Consider the following 18091-nt stretch of genomic DNA (forward strand, 5'->3'; position numbering starts at 1 on the left):
TACAGGAAAATTCTATATTATTCCTTTTTTTTGAAAGAAATGTTCATGATCACAATCGCTAAAATTATCAGTACTATTCCTAACCATTGTGTTAAAACGACCTCTTCATTTAAGATCACAAAAGCCATCATTACCGATACCGGAAGTTCTAAGGAAGAGACAATACTTCCCAGTCCGATCCCGGTGTGCGGGAAACCGGAGTTCATTAACATTGGCGGAATAATGGTTCCGAACAGGGAAAGCACAATTCCCCATTTTAAGAAGATATCAAAGTTGTAAGGAGTGGTTTGGGTAAAAATACCAAACCCGAAAACGATAACCGCACCACCCAACAGCATGTACAGGCTTCGTTGTGCCGACGATATTTCGGTTGCCACACTGTTTGCCGTAAACATAGTCGTTGTAAAAGAAGCTGCTGCCAGCATTCCCCACATCAAACCTCGCCAGTCAAGTTCTATTTCACTGGTAAGTATGTTGGTCGCCAGTGCCGTTCCTGCCAATACAATAACAACAGAAATCACTTTTTGAAGCGATGGCAGTTTTTTGTCAATAAACATTTCCAGTAAAACACCCATCCATACTGTTTGCATTAACAGTACAATACCAATCGAAACCGGAATGTATTTTACCGCCAGATAATAAAAAACACTGGTCATGCCCAGGGATGTTCCGGCAAGCATCAGCTGTGCAATATTCTTTTTGGTCGCTTTTTTGATTACGGTACCTTTATTTTTAGATTTCTGAAAGGCATTAATAATCAGAATCCCGATGATTCCTAAGATAAATTGAGAAGAGGTAACCTCTGCAGTAGTATAGTTTTCCTGATAGGCCAGTTTTACGAATGTTGCTAACATCCCGTAACTTGTTGCACCTAATCCTACTAAAAAAACTCCTTTTAATACGTTATTTCCTGACATTTTTATTCATTTTAAAACAGCCTGCAAAGATATGGCTTAGTTATTATTTAGAACCATTAAGCGATGAAAAAAAAAGTTAATTGCTAAAATGGCATTTATTTGTGATGAAAAATAACAATCTTTTGCTGTCTTGCGGAAACAAAAAAGACTAACCTGAGTTAGTCCTTTTCTGTATGATAATGTATATCCTGATTATTCAGACCAGTATACTAAGTTCACAATGATCACACCGTTAGCATTTACCAGACTGTCTGATAAAGTTACGGTTGCCGGAGAAGTTCCGCTGAAATAACCATCGTGAGAATCGAAAGTATAAGTACCCGGAGCTAAATTGTAGAAACAGTTTTCGTCTCTTTCCGGAGTGATATAGGCATTGGTAGCATCGTTATGAGCATAATACCCGTGTAAATCTGTATAATAAACAGGATTTCCCAAATGATCCACTAACTGAATACAAACATTGTATGTTTTGATAGCACTGGCAATAGCGTTAATCTCAGCGATTAAATTGTCAGTAGTACTGTTTTGTAAATCCAATACATTTTTAACATTAGGGATAAGATTTAAAGCAGTATTGTTGTCGTTAGCCTGTAAGGCATCGTTAATTTGATAGGTTAAACCAATTAACAGATCGTTTAAGTTAACCAGATCGGCAGTAATCGCATTTACACCGGCAGTAGTGAAAGCATTCTGAGAAGCAATCCGTGCTTCATTTACAAAATAATCAACATCGTCAGCATTATTTTGGATGGAAGCAACCTGTACAAACATCGCATCATAAAACTGTTGTGCATTAGGTGCATTTAAAAGCACAATTTGTTTGGCTAATTGTACGGCAGCATTTTTAGCAACCGGCGTATCCTGCTTAATGTTTTCGGCCATTCCGATAGCATTGTCAAGATTTTGTTGTGCAGTAGATTGCGCAAAAGCAGTACCAGCTGTTAATGACATAAATAATGTCAGGGCATAAAAAGTAATTTTTTTCATAAAAAAGATTTAAGGTTTTGTATGCCAAATGTATGAAAAACGTCTTAAAATGATTACAAACGGTATATTATTATTGTATTAATAAAATATTATTGGTGCGTTTTGAGTGCGAATCGTGATAAAAGCAGTTGTTGATTCTATAAGCCGGCCGGCAGATTGCTTTGTATTCCAATTATCTTACTGAAAATCAAATCGTCAAAAATAAATGGTTACCGCTTTAATACTGGTCAGGAAAAACGAATCAGTAATTACAGGTTTAAACTGGATTTGTGGGGATTAAAAAAAAACGCTGTCAGGAATACTGACAGCGTTTTCACTATAAATCGAATATAATGATGCAGCTTATTTGATAAGCTCAAAATTACGTTTTACAAAAGCGGTTAACTCTTCTCCTTTTAAAAGGTTTTGAGAAAGTTTCGCTAAATCCAAAGCCTGTTTTACCAGACTTTCCTGAGCCGGTTTGTCGGTAGTATTTAAAATGGTAGTTGCCAGGTCAGAATTGGTATTGATAACCAGGTTATACATTTCCGGGAAGTTCCCCATTCCAAACATGCCGCCGCCGGTCTGGCTCATTTCTTTCATACGACGCATAAACTCCGGCTGTGTAATGATAAACGGAGCTGCTTTGCTGTCCATCGCTTCCAGCTGAACAGTATAATTCGCTTTAGGAACGATTTCCTCTAAAACGGTTTTCAGATTGTTTTGCTCTTCATCCGATAATTTCGAAATAGGCGTATCATCTTTTTTGATTAAGTTGTCAATGTGATCCGAATCTACACGGGTAAACGTCAGTTTCTCATTATCCGCTTCCAGTTTCTGAATTAAATGCGAAACAATCGGGCTGTCCATTAGCAGGACTTCATAGCCTTTTTCTTTAGCAGCATCAATATAACTGTGCTGACTGTCTTTGTTTGAAGCATACAGAATAACCAGTTTGTCATCTTTATCCGTTTGTTTCTCTTTTAAAGTTTCCTTTAATTCTTCCAGTGTGAAATATTTGTTGTCAACCGTTGGATATAAGGCAAAGGCACCTGCTTTTTCATAGAACTTAGGCTCGGAAAGCATGCCGTATTCCAGTACGATTTTAATATCGTTCCATTTTTGCTCAAAATCCTCACGGTTTTCGGTAAACAGCGATTTTAATTTATCGGCTACCTTACGGGTAATATAATTGGATATTTTCTTTACGTTACCGTCTGCCTGTAAATACGAACGGGAAACGTTCAGCGGAATATCCGGCGAATCGATAACCCCTTTCAGCATGGTTAAGAATTCCGGAACAATACCTTCCACATTATCCGTTACAAAAACCTGGTTCTGGTATAACTGGATTTTATCTTTCTGAATTTGTAAATCACCGGACATTTTCGGGAAATATAAAATACCGGTCAGGTTAAACGGATAATCCACATTCAGGTGAATGTTGAATAACGGCTCTTCAAACTGCATCGGGTACAATTCACGGTAGAAGTTTTTATAGTCTTCCTCCGTTAGATCGCTTGGCTGTTTTGTCCAGGCCGGATTCGGGTTGTTGATGATGTTGTCCACTTCAACGGTTTCCTCCTGGGCATCGTCACCTTCTCCGGTTTTGATAGTTTCGCTTCTGGTTCCGAATTTAATAGGAACCGGCATGAATTTGTTGTATTTGGTTAACAGTTCACGGATTTTGCCCTCTTCAAGAAATTCTAACGAATCTTCCGCAACATGCAGAATAATTTCGGTTCCGCGGGTTGTTTTGTCTGCAGCAACAAGTGTAAATTCCGGGCTGCCGTCGCACGTCCAGTGTGCAGCCGGTTCATCCTTGTAGGATTTGGTGATGATCTCCACTTTTTCGGCAACCATAAAAGCCGAATAGAATCCTAATCCGAAGTGACCGATAATTCCGGAATCTTTGGCAGTATCCTTGTATTTCTCAAGAAACTCTTCCGCACCCGAAAAAGCTACCTGGTTGATATACTTTTCAACCTCTTCGGCTGTCATCCCCAATCCCTGGTCGATGATGTGGATTTTCTTGTTGTCTTTGTCAATTTTTATCTCAATAACCGGATTGCCGTATTCTACTTTGGCTTCGCCAATACTGGTTAAATGTTTTAGTTTTAAAGTAGCATCCGTGGCATTTGAAACCAATTCACGAAGAAAAATCTCGTGGTCGCTGTATAAAAATTTCTTAATTAAAGGAAAGATGTTTTCAACCGAGACATTAATTTTTCCTGTAGTCATATTCAGAATATATTTTTGATGTTAAACTTTTCCGGTATTTATACAAATTAAGTACCAAATCTGGTGAAAGTGACAAAATGACGGTTATGTTAAAATTTCAGGAAAAATTATCATTCAAAATTTAACAAATTAATTCTGTAGGTAGTATATTTGTGTTAACATTTTAAAGCGCTATATATGAAAAAATTAATTTTTTTGAGTGCACTTACATTGATGTTATTTTCATGTAAGTCAACGTCAGTGACCAACACGAAGTTAGACAGAACTTCTCAGGTTGCAATCAAAGGTAACTGGGTGTTAAGCTCTGTTAGTTATCCCGGTTCGGAATACATCAAGGTTACTTCTTTCCAAATAGCCGATTCAAAGTGCTTTGAAGGTAGCAGCTGGAAATTTATTTCGAATAACAACAAAGGGAACATGGCTTTCGAACAGGCAAATTGCCCTGCATTCAGTTCTGCATTTACATGGTTTGTAAATAAAGAAGGAGAGTTTGTTTTGAAACTTCTTGACGCCGGAGAAAAAGCGAAAAAAGTAAAAGAAGGTTATGTATTAAGAATCGCGAATCAGTCGGAAACTTCTTTCCAGTTGATTGATAAAATTAACGTTGGCGGTAAATTGACAGATGTGGTATATCAATTTGAAAAAACAAACTAAAAAGCAGTAGTATATGAAAAAGATCGTAATATTTACATTAGCAACAGTATTCACGTTAACCTCGGTATTAACGAGTTGTGAAGCAGTAAAAAATACTAATAATACTCAAAAAGGAGCAGGAATCGGTGCCGTAGCCGGTGCTGTTTTAGGAGGGGTATTGGGAAATAACCTTGGAAAAGGAGGAAACGGTGCTTTAGGAGCTGTTTTAGGTGGTGTTGTTGGAGGTGTTGCCGGTGGTGTTATCGGTAATAAAATGGACAAACAGGCCCGTGAGATCGAACAGGCTGTTCCGGGTGCTGAGGTAGAAAGAGTAGGAGAAGGTATTAAACTGGTTTTAGGTGAAAATGCTGTTCGTTTTGATACCAACAAATCAACATTAACAGCGGCTGCAAAAGCAAACTTAGACAAATTGGTACCGGTATTCCAAAACTATTCGGATACGGATATCGTAATCTACGGATATACTGATAATACAGGTAAAGCAGAATACAACCTGAACTTGTCAGAACAAAGAGCTGCTTCTGTAAAAGCATACTTGGCGACAAAAGGTTTATCCGGAAACCGTTTCAAAACAACCGGAATGGGTATTGCTGATCCGATTGCAACAAATGATACTCCGGACGGAAGAAGCAAAAACCGTCGTGTAGAGTTTGCAATTACAGCTAACGAGAAAATGGTTCAGGATGCTAAAAAAGAAGCAGGAAACTAATTCTTATCCTTATTGATATTCAAAAAAGACCACCGATCAGGTGGTCTTTTTTTTTGAAAGAACTTTAACAAATATTTTGTTTATTTTTTTGATTACGGGATAAAACGCTTTGTAACTTTACAAAACCTTAAAACATTTTTTATTATGGCGATGACGAAGAGAGCGGCCGGAAAAAAAGAAACCATTACAGAAGAAACGATTATTTCCACCTACATGAATCAGGTTCTGGAAAAACATCAGGAACCGGCAAGTGTGTTTCACTTTTGTAAAGAAAGCAAAATGGAAGAAACACTTTTTTATAGTTTTTTCCCTTCTTTAGACGGTTTGAAAGAAGCAATATGGATAAAGCTATTTGAAAATGCCGTTAGCGGACTTAAAAATGAGGAAGCTTTTGAAACCTACTCGAACAGGAATAAACTACTGTCACTATATTTTACCTTTTTTGAAATACTCACGCTAAACAGGAGCTATGTTTATTTTGTACTGAAAGAAAATAAACAGGGATTGCAGAATTTAAAGCAATTGCGAAAATTGCGCAACCGTTTCAAAAAATTCATTCAGGAAGAAATTCAGACTACAGTCACAGACAAACATGAGAAAATAGATAAAATAGCCAAACCTGTTTTATCCGAAGCAGCATGGGTTCAGTTTCTGTTTATCCTGAAATTCTGGGTTGAAGATACTTCCATAGGGTTTGAAAAAACCGATATTATGATTGAAAAGTCCGTAAAAGCAACTTTTGATATTCTGGACACCACACCTCTGGAAAGCCTTTTCGATTTGGGGAAATTTGTCTGGAAGGAGCGCTTCAATTAGTAGGAACGAAAATAAAAAGCCATGAAAACGTTAAATAAAATCCCGACCAATAAAATTGAACGGGCAGGAGAGCTTGTGAAAACCGGTCTCAAAGTCGGAGGAAACTATCTGGCCTATTACGGCGAAAAAATGGTCAATCCTTCGCTGACAAAAGACAAGCTGAACGAAAACAATGCGGAAGATATTTATGACGGGTTGAAAAACCTGAAAGGAAGCGCCTTAAAAGTAGCGCAAATGCTCAGCATGGAAAAGAATATCATGCCCAAAGCATACGTGGAGAAATTCTCTTTGGCACAATTTTCCGTTCCGCCCTTATCAGCACCGCTGGTTCGGAAAACCTTTAAACGGTATTTAGGACATTATCCGGAAGCAATTTACGACAGCTTTACACCGGATTCCGTTAACGCGGCAAGTATCGGACAGGTACATAAGGCTACTAAAAACGGAAAACAGCTGGCTGTAAAAATCCAGTATCCGGGTGTTGCCGATAGCATCAGTTCCGATCTGGCAATTGTAAAGCCGTTTGCGATTAAAATGTTCAACCTGCAGGGAAAAGATTCCGATAAATATTTCAAAGAAGTAGAACACAAACTGCTGGAAGAAACAGATTATAAACTGGAATTAAAACAGGGAATAGCGATAGCAAAAGCCTGTGAAAAAATAAAAAACCTCAGATTTCCGGTTTACTATCCGGAATGGTCTTCCGAGAAGATCATTACAATGGACTGGATGGAAGGGGAGCACCTTTCGGAATTTGCTGCCCGAAACAACGATCCGGAAACGGGTGACCGCATCGGACAGGCACTCTGGGATTTCTATATGTTTCAGATGCACCATTTAAAACAGGTACATGCCGATCCGCATCCGGGGAATTTCCTAATCGATAAAGAGACCAACCTGATTGCAATCGATTTCGGATGCATCAAACACGTACCGGAAGAATTTTATGTGCCGTATTTCGAATTGGCGCGGCCGGAAGTTATTGACGATCCGAAACTGTTCCGGGAAAAACTGTTTGAACTGGAAATCCTGCGAACAGATGATACGCCAAAAGAAATTGAATATTTCTCCGGTTTGTTCCATCAGCTGCTGAGTTTGTTTACCCAGCCGTTCCACGGGGATTATTTTGATTTTTCCGATGAGGTGTTTTTTGAAAATATTGCCAGAATGGGTGAAGAGTTCTCTAAAGATACTCAATTGCGCAAGATGAACGGCAACCGTGGTTCCCAGCACTTTTTATATATCAACCGTACTTTTTTCGGATTGTATAATTTGCTGCACGACCTGAAAGCCCGCATCAACACCCGGAATTTCGAACAATATATTCCGCAGTAAACGCCCAAAACATCAAGAATAAGCGAATGGCAAAATTGGATGCGTTTCCGTATGCAGAAACTTTGTAATTTTGTGTCTTTAAAAATTAAGAATGCTTCACGTTAAAAATATATCTTTTGGTTATCATGAAAAAACGATAATCAAAAACATTGAATTTACAATAAAAAAAGGACAAAATATAGCCGTTATAGGCGAAAGCGGTTGTGGTAAGAGTACGCTTCTGAAATTGATTTACGGATTGTATGATTTGGATGAAGGACAGATTTTCTGGAACGATACGGAAGTATTAGGTCCGAAATTCCATCTGGTGCCCGGCATGCCGTTTATGAAGTACCTGGCGCAGGATTTTGATTTGATGCCGTATGTTACCGTAGCCGAAAATGTGGGTAAGTTTTTATCAAATTTTTACCCGGAACAAAAAAAACAGCGCATTCAGGAATTGCTGGAGATTGTAGAAATGACCGAATATGCGAATGTAAAAGCAAAATTTCTGAGCGGCGGACAGCAGCAACGTGTCGCGCTGGCAAGAGTGCTTGCACTGGAACCGGAAGTATTGCTGCTGGATGAACCATTCAGCCATATTGACAATTTCCGGAAAAATGCGTTGCGCCGTAACCTTTTTGCCTACCTGAAAGCCAAAGGAGTGACCTGTATTATTGCTACACACGACAGTACGGATGCTTTGTCTTTTGCAGACGAAACCTTTGTGTTGTTTGACGGTAAGATCGTAGATAAAGGATTGTCGGCCGATATTTATAACAATCCGGTGAATAAATATGTTGCCTCCCTTTTTGGGGAAGTAAACGAACTGAAACTTTCGGATATTACGGTTGTGGATGCCGGGGACGATGAACTGCTGCTGTTGTATCCGCATCAGCTGCGGGTTGTTGAGAACGGGATGATGAAAGTCACAGCAAAACAATCCTATTATAAAGGAAGTCACTACCTGATAAAAGCGGTATTCAACAGAAAAGTAATTTTCTTTGAACATGAAACCGCTTTAGCAATGAACGAGGAAGTGACATTGATGATAAGTTAAAAAAAACAGACATTATGCCAAAAGAAGATGTTTTAATGCGGCAAATCAGCGAACTGGGTTTTGCCTTAAGAAGATTGATGGAGCGGATGAAAGGCGGAAAAGGCGGCGGTGGCGGTATTTCACAAAGCAGTCTGGCCGACAATGTGGCACTGAAAGAGGAACTGGGATTGGACTGGCAGGAGTTTTTAGACCTTGATGCCGATCAACTGATTCCGTTCCTGTTAGAAAATCCCGGCTTTTCGGCCGAAAATATGGAACTCTTTGCCGACTATCTGGTACAAACCGGAAAAGAAGGCTACCACAAACAAAACCTGTATGCAAAAGCACTGCTTATTTATACCCATGTAGACAAAGAAACGGCTACCTTTTCTATGGAAAGAAGCGGGAAAATACAAAGGATAAAACAAGAATCAGCATCATAAAAAAATCCCCTGAACACTGTTCAGGGGATTTTTTTTATTTAGTTTTTAAGATACTTTTCCAGGAACTGATCCTGTTCCCAAAGCAAATGCAGTATGTTTTCTTTTGCTGCATAACCGTGGGATTCTTTTGGAAGGATAACCATTCTTGCCGGTGCTCCCAATCCTTTTAAAGCCTGGAAATAACGCTCCGTCTGTAAAGTAAAGGTTCCCGGATTATTGTCGGCTTCTCCATGCACTAACAATAGCGGTGTTTTCATTTTGTCCGCATTCATAAACGGTGACATTCCGTTGTAAATAGCCGGAACTTCCCAGTAATTACGTTGCTCGCTCTGGAATCCGAAAGGAGTTAGTGTTCTGTTGTAGGCACCGCTTCGGGCAATTCCGCAGGCAAACAAATTAGAGTGGGTTAATAAATTGGCAGTCATAAAAGCACCATAAGAGTGTCCGCCAACCGCTACTTTTTTACGGTTGATATAACCCAGTTTGTCTACTGCATCTATAGCTGCTTCGGCATTGGCAACCAATTGCGGGATAAAAGTGTCGTTTGGTTCTGTCGTTCCTTCTCCGATGATCGGGAAAGCAGCATCATCCAGCACAGCATAACCTTTGGTTACCCAGTACACAAAAGAACCGTAGTTAGGGAAAGTAAACTCATTCGGGTTGGATGAGGTTTGTCCGGCACTGTTCTTGTCTTTATACTCTGTAGGGTATGCCCAGATTAAAAGCGGTAATTTTTCTTTTTTAGCATTTCGGTCATATCCTGCCGGTAAGTATAACGTTCCGGAAAGTTCAACACCGTCTTTTCGTTTGTATTTGATAACCTCTTTGTAAACATTTTTAATGCTTTCAAACGGATTTTTAAAATCGGTTATCTGGGTTAACTGGTTTTTCTTTTTAAAATTACGGAAGTAGTAATTCGGATATTCGCTTTTTGACTGAATCTGTATTAAAGCATCGCCTTTTTTGAAATCTTCAATAGAGAAAATACGCTCCATTTTATCGGTATAAGCCGACTGATAAAGACGTTTTGTTTTTAAGGTTTTAATATTGAACTCGTCAATAAAAGGGAATTGCCCGTTTTTGGTATAACCGTCACCAATTAAAAAAGCATTGTCGTTCTCTAACGCCAGAACCTGTTTGCCGTAGCTGTTTTTTACCGTTTCAAAATTTCCCGGATCCGAATAAATATCCTGAGAATTTCTGTCGGAGATAACTTTAGGCGTTTCCGACGGATTCGACGGATTGATCAGGTAAGTTTTAACATTACGGGTATCGTACCAGCTGTCGGAAACAATGGCGATCTTATCGTTACCCCAGGTAATGCCGTCAAAACGCTGTTGTGTTTTTACCAGAGAAGTTGGATTGGCGGTAAAAGGTGCCGGCCATAAAAACACTTCATCGCGGTAAGCCACTTTGTTTTCCGGATTTCCTTCATCAAGAGCTTCTGCGAAATACAAGGTAGCCGGAGCATCATTTCTCCAGCTCATGCTTCTTTTTCCTTTGCGTACTGCCATAAAACCTTTTGGCATGATCTCCGTTAAAGGCACTTCGTTCACAACTTTGATCTCTTTTCCGGTTTTGTCATAAACAACTGTTTTTTGAGGGAAACGGTTTAACGGAACAATATAGGAAAACGGCTTTTGCAGGGTGGTTAACATTACATAATTCCCGTCAGGAGAGAAACTCTCTCCGGCATACATATCTGCCGGTTTAAACAACGAAGCTGTTCCGTCCAGGTTTACTTTGTATAGTTCAGACGTTACAATATTTTCAAAATTAGCCTCGTCTGTTCTGTTCTTTAATAAATCCTGGTAGGTTCTATTTTGAGAAACCTTACCTTCACTATTGGAAACAATAGGACCATTTGGCAGGTCTTTTTTGGCATCAATTAAAGCCGGTCTGTTTTTAGGAAGCATCTTTACAATAAGACTCTGTCCGTCTTTAAACCAGCTAAACGGACTGCCGATATTGGCATTGATCGTTGCAGTGGTAAGCTTACTCGCTTTTGCCGAAGCAATATCCAGGATCCATAATTCTATTCCGGTTGCAGTAGTATGGGCAAAGGCGATTTTTTTCTCATCCGGTGACCATGCCAGGCTGCTGATTCTCGGATTTTGCGGTAAGCCCTGAACCTGAACCTCGTTTTTGTCTTTCACCCTGCGCACTTTCAGGTTGTTGGTATAGGTAACCGAACTGGAAATGTTGGTGATCGGATTGATGCGCAAACCGCCCAAACGGAGTTCTTCCTGATTCAGGTCTTCAAGATTTTTATAGGTGTTTCTGTAGCTTAACAGCATCCATTCTTTTTTGGTATCCATGATTACCGATGGTGCTCTTTCAAAATCGGCCAGTTGCAAAATACTTGCCGAAGGCTTTTGATACGTAACGTTTTCCTGTGCAATAAGCGATGAGGTGCCCAGCAGCAGGAATAATACGGATTTGTAAATTAGCTTCATAAAATTGTTAAGGGATTAAATAGATATTAATGCGTTCACAGTTGATTCTGAAATTATAGGTCGAATATACTGTTTACATGTTACAAAAAAGCTTTAAGTTTTGTTAAAAGAAATCCGGCTGTCCGGGAGGCTGTTTGTGATAATTGAAAAAATGCTTCGGAATAGTCGTAGTTTTTTTTATAATGTGTAAATTTGCATCCCTGTTTTTAATAAAAAAATAAAAATAATGCATCAATCAAAGATTTCAGGATTAGGTTATTACGTTCCCGAAAATGTAGTGACTAATGACGATTTGTCAAAAATAATGGATACCAATGACGAGTGGATACAGGAGCGAACCGGTATTCAGGAAAGACGTCATGTGATCAAAGGAGAGGATACCACAACAACCATGGGAGTGAAGGCGGCAAAAATTGCCATTGAACGCTCCGGAGTGGCTAAAGAAGATATTGATTTTGTTGTTTTTGCAACCTTAAGTCCTGATTATTATTTTCCGGGACCGGGTGTTGCCGTTCAACGTGATTTAGGATTGCGGACGGTTGGTGCGCTGGATGTTAGAAACCAGTGTTCCGGATTTGTATATGCGCTTTCGGTTGCCGATCAGTTTATCAAAACAGGCATGTATAAAAATATTCTGGTTATCGGTTCCGAAGTACATTCTACCGGATTGGACATGACAACCAGAGGCCGCGGTGTTTCCGTTATTTTTGGTGACGGAGCCGGAGCAGCCGTATTGAGCAGAACTGACGAACCGGGTAAAGGAATTTTATCAACACACCTGCATTCGGAAGGCGAACATGCCGATGAATTAGTGTTGAAGGCACCGGGAATGGGAAAACGCTGGGTTTCGGATATTATAGCCGATAACGACCCGAATGACGAAAGCTACTATCCGTATATGAACGGGCAGTTTGTCTTTAAAAATGCGGTGGTACGTTTTAGTGAGGTCATCATGGAAGGACTTCAGGCAAACAATTTACAGGTTTCCGATATCGATATGTTAATTCCGCACCAGGCAAATCTCAGGATTTCGCAATTCATTCAGCAGAAATTCAAGCTAACAGACGACCAGGTGTATAACAACATCCAGAAATACGGTAACACTACTGCTGCTTCTATTCCGATTGCTTTAACGGAAGCGTGGGAGCAGGGGAAAATTAAAGAAGGCGATACGGTAGTACTGGCCGCTTTCGGAAGCGGATTTACCTGGGCGAGTGCCGTTATAAAATGGTAAACGCTTAAAATTCTGAATGTTAATTTTTTGAATGTAAAGAAAATGTTGTAAATTTCGTACTGATGCTTTCGTGAATTGTTTCACTAAAACCGGGTACGATGAATCATAAAACCATTCATAACAAAGGGCAGGCCAGATTGTTTGAGAACAAATACCTGGAAATGCTCACGAAAACACATCCCGCAGTAATCTGGGGTATGTACATCCCGATACTGGGATATTTATTGTTTATGGCACATACAAAATTTGCTATAGAAGTCCGGAATGTCATTTATCTGTTTTTTGCAGGAATGATATTCTGGACTTTTTTTGAATATATAGCCCACCGGTATTTGTTTCACTTTATTACCGATAATCCGAAGCTAAAAAAGATCGCCTACGTTCTTCACGGCAATCATCACGATTATCCCCGGGATCGGGAACGGCTGTTCATGCCGCCGGTACCCAGCCTGATCCTGGCCGCCACATTATTCGGATTGCATTACCTGTTTCTCAGGGATTACACCTGGGCATTCTTTCCCGGATTTATGTTTGGTTATCTGCTGTATGCTTCCATGCATTATGCCATTCATGCCTTTGCGCCGCCTTTTAAGTTTATGAAGCCTTTGTGGCGGAACCATCACTTGCATCACTACAAGGATGAACAATTGGGATTTGGCGTCAGTAATACCTTTTGGGACCGGGTGTTCGGAACGATGTTCGATTTAACCAAAACAAAAGAAGATCCCGAAAAAACCAAAGCCCTTTTGTTTGAAAAGAAAAAGCCATAAAAAAACCTCGAAGCTTTTTTACTTCGAGGTCTTCCAAATAAATATAATAAAAATCAAAAACTCAGATTAGAATAAACCGCCACCGGCTTGTTTGGTATTGTCTTCACGTTGTTTACGCTGTAAAGCTCTGTTCTTGCCACCACCAAACATATAGTTGAATCCTACAAATAGCGACTGGCTTTCCCAACGGAATTCCCCTTCACCCGGATAAGGGTTCTGGCTTTCAAAACCGTATTTCATAGTTCTGAAGATATCGTTGAAACGCAAGCTCAAAGAAGCTTTGTTTTCCCAGAAGCTGTAACGGCTTCCGGCATCAATTTTATACATGGCTTTGCTGTTTGCCTGTACGCCGTCTACCGGACCTCTGTAGAATCCGAATAAAGAGAAACGTAAACTTTTTGTAGCCTTGAAGTTGTTGTTCAATCGGGCATTAAAAGCAGCAGCATTAATTTGTTTTAACGTATAGTCAAAATCACCGGTTACATCATTTTTAATCGCTACAACACCTTTCTGACGAATGTTCGAGAAATCAACACTTGGCTGAACATCCCACCAGGAAGTGAACTTGTAATTAGCCGAAACCTCAAATCCGTAAGCATTGTTTTTATCAAAGTTCGTGTAGCTCATGATAATCTTTTTCGTTTCCGGATCGGCATTCGGGTCCGGATAGAATGTACGGGTGATCTCATCACTGATGTCGCGGTAATAGATCCCGGCAGTAACCGTTCCCTTTTTAAGCGTTCTGGTGTAATTCACCTCGATAGAGTTGGTAAACTGTGGTACTAATTCCGGATTACCGATAGAAGTAACTCTTGGGGTACTAAACTCTCTGATAGGTTTTGTCTGCTCCACACTTGGGCGGTCAACACGACGGCTCATGCTCAACTGGAACTGGTTTTTCTCTGTTGGTGTATACGTAAAGTAAGCCGACGGATATACCGTTATATAGTCGTTTTTAAAGGGTGCATTTTGATTGTTCTGAACGTAATCAGCCTGAACTTTATAACTTTCCAAACGGGCACCAAGCTGGTAGCTGATCTTTTTAAAACGCTGACCAAAAGTGGTGTAGAAAGAGTAAATGTCCACATCATAATTGAATTTAGCGTTTGGTGTGTTGAAACGACTGGTCAGGTAATCGTTGTCAGTTCGCATCAATCGGGCTTCAGCACCTATTTCTAAAGTCGATTTTTTATCCAGTGGATTTACATAATCCACATTGATAATCGTACTGTTTCGGGTATCTTTAATGTGATCGCCGTATGGCGTTAAACCACCACCTACAGGGTTAAAAGATGCATCCTGAGTGTTTTTGGTATTGTTGTAGTTGGCTTCAATGTCCAGCGTGTGTCCTTCTTTGGCAAATAAATGTTTAAAAGCTAAGTTGTAAGCACTGTTCACATTGTCCGTATCATAAATATCCTTTTGTGAAATATTGTTGGCACTGTTCGGGAAATATAAGTCGGTATTTACGTTTCCTAAACCGGAGGTGAAACTCTGGTTGGTATAGGCCGAAATCGTGTTTTTATCATCGATATAAAAATCCATTCCCGCTTTAAACATGTGAGTTTTGTTGTCGTTAACAATATCGAATAACTGTAAAGAATTGTCATCAAATTGCTTGATCTCTCCTTTGTTTAAACGATCTCCCAAAGTGTTGCCATACGTACCGAAAAAGTTTACTTTCCCTTTACGGTAGTTCATATCGATAGTATTGTTGAATTTAGGAACATCGGCAAAGGTAATTCCGGTATTGAAATTTGCGTTAAATCCGTCATTGGAGTTTTTATGCAGGACAATGTTGATAATTCCCGACATCCCTTCCGGATTGTATTTGGCCGAAGGATTCGTGATTAACTCGATCTTTTTGATTGAAGTCGAAGGGATCTGTTTTAATAGTTGCGAAGCATCCATATTGGTTGGTTTTCCGTCTACCAATACTCTCACGTTTTCATTACCGCGAAGCGATATTTTTCCATCCTGATCCACATTTACAGACGGAATATTGCTCATAATTTCAGAAGCAGTTGCTCCGGCTGTTGTTAAATCACGGCCTACATTAATAACTTTTCGGTCAATTTTCTGTTCAATCGTAGAACGTTCTGCTACTACGGTAACACCTTCCAGCTGTTTGGCTTCCGGTTCGAAAGCAATAGTGCCCAAAGCAGCGGTTTTGGCATCGGCAGTAATCGAAAAAGTTTTCGTTAAGGTTTTATAACCCATATACTGGATCTCTAAGGTATAATTTTTAGGAGCCAGGTTGGTGATGTTAAAAGAACCGTTGTCTTCTGTAATACCACCGGTTATTACTTTGTTGTCTTCTTTAATGGCAATCGTTGCATACGATATGGGTTCCTTGGTGGCTTTGTCGACCACCTTACCCGTGACATTTCCGGGATTTTGAGCGTATAAATTACCAATTGCGGTAAGCATACAGATTAAGAATAGTTTTAGTTTCATGTCTGATTTGTTTTTTATTGATGTTTGTTGCTGTTGCAAATGTATGGCTTTTTAAGCTAATTTGTATAACAAGGTACTGTTTTATGCAAAATTTAACGAAAAATAAAGACTTCGCTAACGAAGAACCACTATGAATAGACAGAAAAAGGGGTGTTTTGTTACAAAAAATTTCAAAAAAAAGTTTCAATGTGAAATAAAAAATGTAACTGATTGGCTGTCAAAGGATATTTTTATTATTTTCAAATTTACAAATTGCTGAATTAAGCTTATCTTTGCACCCTTAAAAATAAATCACCATGACATTATCACAAATTCTTACGCCCCAGATACAAAAAGCGGTTCAGGCTTTATTTGATGTTACACTCGAAAAAGTTGAGTTTCAGGTAACACGCAGGGAGTTTGAAGGCGATATTACAATGGTAATTTTCCCGCTTTTAAAAGTAATCAAAAGCAATCCTGCAGAACTGGGAAGCAAAATAGGACAATATCTGGTAGACAATACTTCGGAAGTACAGGCTTTTAATGTGGTTTCCGGATTTTTGAATATCGTTATTGCCGATGCATATTACCTGGATTTCTTCGGGAAAATAAAAAACAACGAACAATATGGCTTTGTAACACCTAAAGAAGGTGAAAAAGCAATAATGGTGGAATACTCTTCACCCAATACGAACAAACCGTTACACTTGGGACACGTTCGTAACAACCTGTTGGGTTTTGCGGTTGCTGAAATTTTAAAAGCTTCCGGAAAAAAAGTTTACAAAACACAGATCATTAACGACAGAGGGATCCATATTTGTAAATCCATGATTGCCTGGCAGAAATTCGGACAGGATCAGACTCCGGAAACTACCGGATTAAAAGGAGACAAACTGGTTGGAAACTTTTATGTGACTTTTGATAAAGAATACAAAAATCAGATCAACGATTTGATGGCTCAGGGTAAAACAGAAGAAGAAGCAAAAAAACAGGCTCCAATTATTATTGAAGCTCAGGAAATGCTTCGCAAATGGGAAGCGGGTGATGCAGAAGTTGTAGCCTTGTGGAAAAAAATGAACCAGTGGGTTTATGACGGTTTTGCAGTTACCTATAAAAACCTGGGTGTGAATTTCGATAAAGAATACTACGAAAGCAATACCTATTTATTAGGGAAAGAAGTCGTACAGTTTGGATTGGAAAAAGGCATCTTTGAAAAAGATCCGGACGGTTCCGTCTGGATTGACCTTACAGCAGACGGACTGGACCGAAAAATCGTATTGCGATCAGACGGAACGGCGGTGTACATGACACAGGATATCGGAACGGCTATTCAGCGTGTGAAAGACTTCCCGGATGTAGGAGGAATGGTATATACTGTAGGTAACGAACAGGATTATCACTTTAAAGTGTTGTTCCTGATTCTTAAAAAACTGGGCTTTGACTGGGCGGAAAGCCTGTACCACTTATCATACGGTATGGTGGAATTGCCTACCGGAAAAATGAAATCGCGTGAAGGAACCGTTGTAGATGCCGATGAATTAATGGAAGAAATGACGGCAACAGCAAAAGCCATTTCGGAAGAATTAGGAAAACTGGACGGTTATACGGATGCTGAAAAAGCAGAATTATATAAAGTTATCGGATTGGGGGCATTAAAATATTTTATGCTGAAAGTGGATCCTAAAAAAGGAATGATGTTCAATCCGGAAGAAACGGTAGATTTTGCCGGAAACACAGGACCGTTCATACAATATACCTATGCCAGAATCCAGTCGATATTGCGAAAAGCAGATTTCGACCTTTCCGGTACGACCATAACAGTATTGCACGAAAAAGAAAAAGAACTGCTAAAACAAGTTGAACTCTATCCGGAAATAATTCAGAATGCGGCGGCCAACCATAGTCCGGCGTTAATTGCGAATTATACATACGACCTGGTAAAAGAATACAACTCTTTCTATCAGACCGTTTCCATTTTAGGAGAAGAAGACTTAGACAAAAAAGTGTTCAGAGTACAATTATCCAAGAAAGTTGGAGAAACCATAAAGTCTGCTTTCGGACTTTTAGGGATCAGTGTGCCCGAGAGAATGTAATTC

14 protein-coding genes are annotated in these 18091 nt (G+C 39.6%); 9 read left to right on the plus strand and 5 right to left on the minus strand.

What is annotated here, in order from left to right; all coding sequences use genetic code 11:
• Positions 1-17: 17 nt before the first annotated feature.
• The 3 genes from HW120_RS07400 to htpG all read right to left on the minus strand — a co-directional run bounded on the left by HW120_RS07400 (position 18) and on the right by htpG (position 4124).
• Positions 18-917: an EamA family transporter gene (locus HW120_RS07400; RefSeq protein WP_177732760.1), complete on the minus strand. Its 900-nt coding sequence runs from the start codon at positions 915-917 to the stop codon at positions 18-20.
• 192 nt (positions 918-1109) lie between these two features.
• On the minus strand, positions 1110-1904 hold the full coding sequence (locus tag HW120_RS07405; RefSeq protein ID WP_177732762.1) for a DUF2059 domain-containing protein: 795 nt from the start codon (positions 1902-1904) through the stop codon (positions 1110-1112).
• A 342-nt stretch (positions 1905-2246) separates the two neighbouring features.
• Entirely contained in the window at positions 2247-4124 is a 1878-nt protein-coding gene (gene htpG / locus HW120_RS07410) for a molecular chaperone HtpG (RefSeq protein ID WP_177732764.1), read from the minus strand.
• A gap of 177 nt (positions 4125-4301) precedes the next feature.
• Between htpG and HW120_RS07415 the strand changes: the two genes are divergently transcribed.
• From HW120_RS07415 to HW120_RS07440, 6 genes are all read left to right on the plus strand, one after another.
• On the plus strand, positions 4302-4778 hold the full coding sequence (locus HW120_RS07415) for a lipocalin family protein (protein WP_177732767.1): 477 nt from the start codon (positions 4302-4304) through the stop codon (positions 4776-4778).
• A 13-nt stretch (positions 4779-4791) separates the two neighbouring features.
• On the plus strand, positions 4792-5487 hold the full coding sequence (locus tag HW120_RS07420) for an OmpA family protein (protein ID WP_177732769.1): 696 nt from the start codon (positions 4792-4794) through the stop codon (positions 5485-5487).
• Between the two features lie 144 nt (positions 5488-5631).
• Positions 5632-6303 (plus strand): TetR family transcriptional regulator C-terminal domain-containing protein, encoded by a 672-nt coding sequence (locus tag HW120_RS07425; protein ID WP_177732771.1) that lies wholly within the window; start codon positions 5632-5634, stop codon positions 6301-6303.
• Between the two features lie 21 nt (positions 6304-6324).
• Positions 6325-7638 (plus strand): ABC1 kinase family protein, encoded by a 1314-nt coding sequence (locus tag HW120_RS07430; protein WP_177732773.1) that lies wholly within the window; start codon positions 6325-6327, stop codon positions 7636-7638.
• Positions 7639-7729: 91 nt separating this feature from the next.
• Entirely contained in the window at positions 7730-8677 is a 948-nt protein-coding gene (locus tag HW120_RS07435; protein WP_177732775.1) for an ABC transporter ATP-binding protein, read from the plus strand.
• A 14-nt stretch (positions 8678-8691) separates the two neighbouring features.
• Complete coding sequence (locus HW120_RS07440; RefSeq protein WP_177732777.1) at positions 8692-9099, plus strand: thioredoxin domain-containing protein; 408 nt, start codon at positions 8692-8694, stop codon at positions 9097-9099.
• 38 nt (positions 9100-9137) lie between these two features.
• On the opposite strand, the gene HW120_RS07445 is transcribed toward HW120_RS07440, so the two are convergent.
• Positions 9138-11555, minus strand: coding sequence for a S9 family peptidase (locus HW120_RS07445; RefSeq protein WP_177732779.1), 2418 nt, complete (start codon positions 11553-11555; stop codon positions 9138-9140).
• 226 nt (positions 11556-11781) lie between these two features.
• On the opposite strand from HW120_RS07445, the gene HW120_RS07450 reads away from it, so the two are divergent.
• On the plus strand, positions 11782-12789 hold the full coding sequence (locus HW120_RS07450) for a 3-oxoacyl-ACP synthase III family protein (protein WP_177732781.1): 1008 nt from the start codon (positions 11782-11784) through the stop codon (positions 12787-12789).
• 98 nt (positions 12790-12887) lie between these two features.
• Positions 12888-13559: a sterol desaturase family protein gene (locus tag HW120_RS07455; protein WP_177732783.1), complete on the plus strand. Its 672-nt coding sequence runs from the start codon at positions 12888-12890 to the stop codon at positions 13557-13559.
• Between the two features lie 66 nt (positions 13560-13625).
• On the opposite strand, the gene HW120_RS07460 is transcribed toward HW120_RS07455, so the two are convergent.
• Positions 13626-16016, minus strand: coding sequence for a TonB-dependent receptor domain-containing protein (locus HW120_RS07460; protein WP_177732785.1), 2391 nt, complete (start codon positions 16014-16016; stop codon positions 13626-13628).
• Positions 16017-16312: 296 nt separating this feature from the next.
• Here HW120_RS07460 and argS point away from each other — a divergent pair, with 296 nt between their 5' ends.
• On the plus strand, positions 16313-18088 hold the full coding sequence (argS, locus tag HW120_RS07465) for an arginine--tRNA ligase (RefSeq protein WP_177732787.1): 1776 nt from the start codon (positions 16313-16315) through the stop codon (positions 18086-18088).
• Positions 18089-18091 lie beyond the last annotated feature (3 nt).

It is taken from the genome of Flavobacterium inviolabile (assembly GCF_013389455.1).
GTDB lineage: Bacteria > Bacteroidota > Bacteroidia > Flavobacteriales > Flavobacteriaceae > Flavobacterium > Flavobacterium inviolabile.